General features: G+C 48.8%; 5 protein-coding genes. All 5 read left to right on the top strand.

From position 1 onward, the window contains the following. The first annotated feature begins 50 nt into the window (after positions 1–50). The 5 genes from H5T41_10630 to H5T41_10610 all read left to right on the top strand — a co-directional run bounded on the left by H5T41_10630 (position 51) and on the right by H5T41_10610 (position 5,625). Positions 51–209 carry a hypothetical protein gene (locus H5T41_10630; GenBank protein MBC7109215.1) on the top strand — a complete coding sequence of 53 codons (159 nt, stop codon included), beginning with the start codon at positions 51–53 and terminating at the stop codon, positions 207–209. After that, positions 196–696, top strand: coding sequence for a YqeG family HAD IIIA-type phosphatase (locus H5T41_10625; GenBank protein MBC7109214.1), 501 nt, complete (start codon positions 196–198; stop codon positions 694–696). The genes H5T41_10630 and H5T41_10625 overlap by 14 nt, the downstream gene beginning before the upstream one ends. A gap of 436 nt (positions 697–1,132) precedes the next feature. Further along, entirely contained in the window at positions 1,133–2,206 is a 1,074-nt protein-coding gene (locus H5T41_10620) for a phosphoadenosine phosphosulfate reductase family protein (protein MBC7109213.1), read from the top strand. A gap of 4 nt (positions 2,207–2,210) precedes the next feature. Beyond that, entirely contained in the window at positions 2,211–4,313 is a 2,103-nt protein-coding gene (locus tag H5T41_10615; protein MBC7109212.1) for an ATP-binding protein, read from the top strand. Between the two features lie 13 nt (positions 4,314–4,326). Then, a complete protein-coding gene (locus H5T41_10610; protein MBC7109211.1) occupies positions 4,327–5,625 on the top strand; it encodes a hypothetical protein in 1,299 nt (432 codons plus the stop codon). Positions 5,626–6,079 lie beyond the last annotated feature (454 nt).

Here is a 6,079-nt window from a genome sequence, read left to right as displayed (position 1 = left end):
ACGAGGAAACCCTCCACACCGTGGATGGCGCCTTCGGCATGAGCGATGGCGTGGCCAACGTGCGCCGGGAGTACCGGGAAATTCAGGGCCGAAAATTCTTCAAGATCTACGTGGCTCCGGGATGTTTGGCCGAGGCCTTAGAAGTTTTAGACCGGCTCAAGAAATTTGTGAGGATCGGCGAGGTCATCGTTGAGCATGAGGCTGATTAAGCCCCACGAGGAAGCGCGTTCTTTGCGGCAGGTGGACTGGCGCCGCCTTTGGGGCCGGGGCATTCGGGCCCTTCTTTTCGATCTCGACAACACCCTTTGCCTTTGGCGAACCGGGGAGTTCCCCCGTGCTACCGCCGCTTTTCTGCGCAAGCTCCAAGGTCAAGGGTTCAAGATCGCCGTCCTTACAAACGCCCGGCTTCCCAAGGATTCCCCGGTGCGCACCGCGCTCGCGGATTTAGGAATCCCCCTGGTGGAGCGCGCTCGAAAGCCTTTGCCTTGGGGATTTAAACGAGCACTGAGCATTTTGGGGACAAAGCGTGAAGAAGCGGCAGTGATCGGGGACCAGCTTCTCACCGACGTTTTAGGGGGAAAGGTTTTGGGGCTTTACACCGTGCTTGTTCCGCCCCTTTCCGGCCGCGAGGCCCGCCGGACCAAGGTCAACCGAGTTTTAGAGCGCCTTCTTGGCCGCCGCCTCCCCCACCGCTAATTTCCCTGCGCCCGATCATTGTAGACCCTCCCTGTCCCAGCTTGCGATTCGTGCAACTCTTCGCCTAGCGTCTAAAAGTTTTGGCGCCAGTTTCGAGGCAAAGTTATACTAAAGCCGAGGCAGACGTGGGCGGTCGAAAGAAAGTACAGCATTTTGAGGTTGAGGATCCCAATCTTCCAACGGCCAAGTGCTGGAACGATCTTCCGGTGGAAGTGATAGCCTCCTGCGAAGGCCGAAAACACCTATCCTCCCGATATGCCCATTTACACAAGGGGCGTGCTTTATCTCCTGAGTTTCATAGACTATTTTTGCAAGTTTTCGCATCCCTTAGACTACTAGCCATACATCGACCACGAGAACTCGGACTTTTTAATCAGCAAATTTCCGATGTTAATGATGCAAATATGAGCAAAGAGAGCAAATTTTGAGAGGCCTTATGAAAAGCGCGAACAAAATGGATGTGCAGAATCACAACTTAGCAGTTGATGAAATGGCGAGTTTACAACTTCCGAATCGTGTCCATGAAACGAAAAAGGCCTTCATCTCTGCGTTGGAGCGAGGCTTTAATCATTGGGTCCTCATGTTTTCTGGAGGAAAAGATTCCACTACCGCTGTAATTTTGGCTTTAGAAACCGCTGTGCAGGAAAAACTGCCGGTATCCAGGATTGATATAGTGTACTCCGACACTTTAGTTGAGATCCCGGTCATTCGCCAATATGCGCTTAATTTTTTGCGATTCATTGCAAGTTTTGTGCGGTTAACATCGTTACCAATCAAATGCCATATTGTTCGGCCGCGGCTAGAAGATAGATTCTGGGTCTGTCTATTGGGAAAGGGGTATCCACCGCCACATCAGCGCTTCCGCTGGTGCACGCGGCGTTTAAAGATAGAGCCAGCTAAAGCAGCGCTCGAAGACCCTATCCAGTCACAGCGGAGAATGCTTATAACAGGCGTCCGTTTCGGCGAATCGAATGCTCGGGATCAACGCATGACATATACTTGCCGGAGGGGAGGGGAATGTGGTCAGGGAGCGTGGTTTAAGTACAGCAAGCATCTGAAAGCTTCTTATTTAGCGCCCATTGCATATTGGCGAGAGTGTGACGTTTGGGATTTCTTGAACTTCCTTGCTCCTGACTGGGGATATCCTACTTACATTTTGGAAAAAGAGGTGTATAACGGGCGCGAAACTCGATTCGGGTGTTGGATGTGCACTGTCGTTCGGCAAGACAAAGCAATGGAAAAAATCACATCTTTGCCGCAATGGTCCCACCTTCGGCCTTTATTGGAGTTTCGCCAACGTGTTCTTCAAATCTGTTCTACCCCGACGTCACGCTATTATCGGCCCGATGGCCAACCGGGTCGACTAACCTTGAAGATCCGAAGACAGCTTCTTTCAGAGCTTTTACAATTACAAGGGGCTTCTGGTATGTCATTGATAGAGGAACAAGAAGTTGATTATATTAAACATTTATGGGCTAATCCAAAATATGGACAATACAAAAGGGGGTGACGCCATGATTAAATGGAGGGATCCGTCGGAGCCTCTTCAAACAGAGGAGATTGAGGAATTGGTCAGGGAACACAGAGAGTTTGACCAGTGGCTTAAGCGAGAGAAAAAAATTAGTAATTATCCACATGCAAGTTACGACCGCGAGCGTCGGAGAAAGGAACTTGAGGATATTATCCAGAAAATATCAAAGCCTCCTACTCTGCTACGTATCGCCGAAGAAATCGGAATTCGTCTGCAATTCGCCGAAGATGAATTGATTGAAATTTTGCAAGACATTCGAGAATTTTTCGAGCAACGACTAGGAATTCCAGTCCCACTCACTAAAGAAAGTGCGATTTTAGAAACCGCAAAAGAAGAGCAAGTAATCGCGGTTCAAAAAGAATGGGAAGCGAATTGGATCGGGCGTGTAGCTCCTACGTTGCAAACACCTGCTACACCGGGTGAATTTACATTTTGGGTAAAAGGTGATGAGAACATTCACATTGAAGTGGGCAGTATTGTAACAGCTCACAGCCGAGGCGTTAGAGTAACCGGTTTAGTCACTGAGGTCCAAGCGGTTAGTGACATTCGGGAGGTGTTAGACAGCTTCTATGCACATGCCTTTGGTCGACCAGAGGTAGAGATGCCAACCCAAATACCGGTCGTGATAAGTGCGAAAGCAGAGGTGGTCCGCCGCAGCGATGGTAGAATGGAACCAATTCGAGGTACCTGGCCGGTTACCTTTGCGACGGCCAAGGAAATTCGGGAGGCTTATGGAGCGCAGATCTCTCCGGAACACGAAATTCTTGCAGGATTTACTTACGACGATCGCAGAGAACCAGTACCCATTGGTCTTGATGCTCGGTATGTTGTTGGATATGAAGCGGCACATATCAACATTGCTGGTGCTTCTGGAGTAGCCACTAAAACCAGTTATGCCTTGTTTCTTCTTTTGGGCTTACTGGCCCATAGCGAGCGACACAACGCAGGTGTTGCCGCCATAGCTTTTAATGTGAAGGAAGCTGACTTAATGTTTATCGACGACCTTCCCACTTGGGAGGAGATGGACAGAATAAAAGATCATCCTCGGTGGGGACTCGCGGTGCGACTCTGGCATCAAGCTAAACACGATTATGGCCTAGATCCCATTCGCTGGGCTCAAGAGCAACGATTTCATTTCTTCGCCCCAAAGCACTACCGCCCAGAAGGCGGGGTCCTCAGTCAACGAAGCGATGCTAAGGTGAAACCTTTTTGCTATGGCCTACAATCGCTTATTAACGTCGGGGTAGGAGCTCTCTACACCCTTTTTGATCCAGACGACTTGGATGATAAAGCTGTAGCCCTGATCGCTTCCATGGCTGATCTGGCTAAGCGGGAATGTTTAACTTTTGAAAGCCTCATTAGGAAACTTCGAAATGCAATGGAGCAATCCAAGGGAGGTGATTGGTTTAAACTTGATGAAATAAGCCACCATAGAGCCACTGCTAATAAAATTTTAAATCGTATGCAGCACGCCTTACAGAATCAAATGAAAGGCGTAATCTTGCCAGCGGAGAATGCCGATCAGCCCATACCTTTAAAGGAGTTAAAGCCAGGGCAGTTGTGGGTGGTAGACATTACTCAATTAAGTGACAAGGGCCAGCGGTTGATCTTTCAAACTGTTGTACGCACAGTGTTCCGATTGCTGGAAGAAAGAAAGGCAGCAGAGATTACTGGACGATTGGAAGATAATAAACAACTTAAGCAATTCCCCAAGCACGTAGTCATTTTTGTGGACGAGCTGAATAAGTTTGTCCCCGCTGGTCGGGAATTTTCTGTTTTAAAATCGGATATTGTGGAAATCGCGGCGCGAGGGCGAAGTGTGGGACTCTCCCTTCTCGGAGCACAGCAACTCGCCTCTAAAGTAGATGAAGAGGTTTTGGCTAACACCTCTACGTTTGCGGTTGGTAGAAGCCATCCAGTGGAAATTCGTAAGCCGCCCTATGGGTGGCTTGCTGAAGGTTTAAAGCAGAAGGCGATTCTTTTAGACAAGGGTTGGATGCTGCTGTGGCATACGCTGCACAACCGCCCTGTGCTAGTGTATTTTCCTATTCCCTTACACTACTTAAAAAAGGAGCTCCGTGGATGAATTGGTGAGGGCTATGAAGGTACTGGTTCCTCCAGCCATTGATAATTTTCTGCGGGACTTAAGGCAGGAAGGAGTTTTTACAGGAGTAAAAGATCTTTCCGAAGAAGAACAAGCACTGCCAGCAACCTTCGCTGAAGAGAGGGACTACACTCCGGTGGAAACAGATTTTTGGGAACCATTACCGGTGGAATCGGGGGGAGAAGAAATTGTTTTCCGCGCATTTCTTGACGGTGTGCAACGCACAATAATGCTACCTTATCGCGTTCCATTGCCAAACGGGGCCTTAGTACCCCTCCACATTGCCCACATCGCTGCTGGTGTTCTCCTCCGAGACTCTAACGGCTGTCTTTTCATGGATCCTGAGCTCATTGCTGCTCGTTTACTCCTGCTTGGACCTTTTCACGTAATACGGGAAAAGGGAGGAATAAACATAGAAGGCGAAAATGTCGTGTGGGATACGGTTGACCAAACTTTTGGTTTTCCTTCTGAACCGAACGAGTGGATCGTATGTGATACAACCTTTCGTGGTACTGATGAAGATAGGGTTGAGCGTCGTGAGGGGGCCATTCTCGGGGATAACCTATTTAATGAAGGACTAATCCGATCTAGAGCCCAAGGACGGGTCGCAATCTTGCGACAACGGTTGGAGTTTGCAGTTTTAGCCAAGTTCCGCAAGAAGTATCCAAACGATTTCATTCTTGTAGATGGTCCGCTTTTCTTCCTCGACAAGTGGCGCAGAAGGGCAGCAAAAATTTTGGGCCAAGACCTTGGGGAGTCCAGAGAAGGCCTCATTGAGGACGCGCTGTTGAAATATGCTGTTGGACTGATAAAAACTCACCGGTTGCGCCCAAAACATCCCGAACAAGTCATCCGAATAGGGCCAGGCCAGCGTTCACCAGTGGTGCGGATTTCGGAAGAAGTGGACATCAAGGGAAGAAGAGGAGAACTCGACGAGGAGGGAGGCTACGGTGGAGCACATCTTACCTGGTACACACGCTTACGGGTACCACAAGAAAACCCTGGCTCACCTTATGGACTGTCAGGATTGGTTCGCCTAGATGTCCACCGATCCACACTGGGAATTGAACGAGTAGACATCCTAAATCCAGAAACGTTTCCTCCATATAAGGCAAGAGTGGATGAGATTACCTGGGCAGTATGGAGAGAACGTTGGCCTAACATGCAAAGTAGCAGAGAATCAAGAACAGCAAGTCAGCTATATCCTATTGAACAATTGGAAAATGTTCTCAAGGCTTATTTATATCCAAAACGGCTCCTGGCTCATTTGCTTAACATGCCGAAGAGTTTGTAAACCAGCATAAAGCCTCGTTTTTGTTGTATTCAGCCAGTGCAACAGCTTTTCATTCAGTTTTCATCCAGATCTATGCAGATTCTCTGAGCCTAAACCCCTACACCTTTTGACACCCTATCTAAGTGACTCAAAACTGGTACGGAAGCTTTGGCATCATCGCGTCTTCATAAATTCGTCCACCACTTTCATTGGTGGCGTTCTAAAGGCAAGAAAAGCGGATGGTGGGAAAACGGGAGGGCGCAGGGTATACTAATAACGACTTTCTGGCCAAAAGGGGCCCAAAGGCTTTTTCCTCTCGCGGCTAGATAATTTTGGCGCGCTGTATTTGGGACAGTCCCGCCAAGAAGGAGATCGTCATGTCATTTAAGAAGTTTTTCCCCATGGTCTTTTTGTTCCTCGCCGGAGGCGGTCTTGCTGGTTGCTGTCTACTTAGCGGAAATCCTACGGTGACCAT

This window comes from Methanomassiliicoccales archaeon (assembly GCA_014361295.1).
GTDB lineage: Archaea > Thermoplasmatota > Thermoplasmata > Methanomassiliicoccales > JACIVX01 > JACIVX01.
Note: the sequence above shows the minus strand (reverse complement) of the source record. Positions and strands in the feature narration are given on the sequence as shown.

Bases quoted from the DNA above. Each gene is read 5' to 3' on its own strand.
- H5T41_10615 (MBC7109212.1), top strand. From the start codon at position 2,211: ATGATTAAATGGAGGGATCCGTCGGAGCCTCTTCAAACAGAGGAGATT.
- H5T41_10625 (MBC7109214.1), top strand. From the start codon at position 196: ATGAGGCTGATTAAGCCCCACGAGGAAGCGCGTTCTTTGCGGCAGGTG.
- H5T41_10620 (MBC7109213.1), top strand. From the start codon at position 1,133: ATGAAAAGCGCGAACAAAATGGATGTGCAGAATCACAACTTAGCAGTT.
- H5T41_10610 (MBC7109211.1), top strand. From the start codon at position 4,327: ATGAAGGTACTGGTTCCTCCAGCCATTGATAATTTTCTGCGGGACTTA.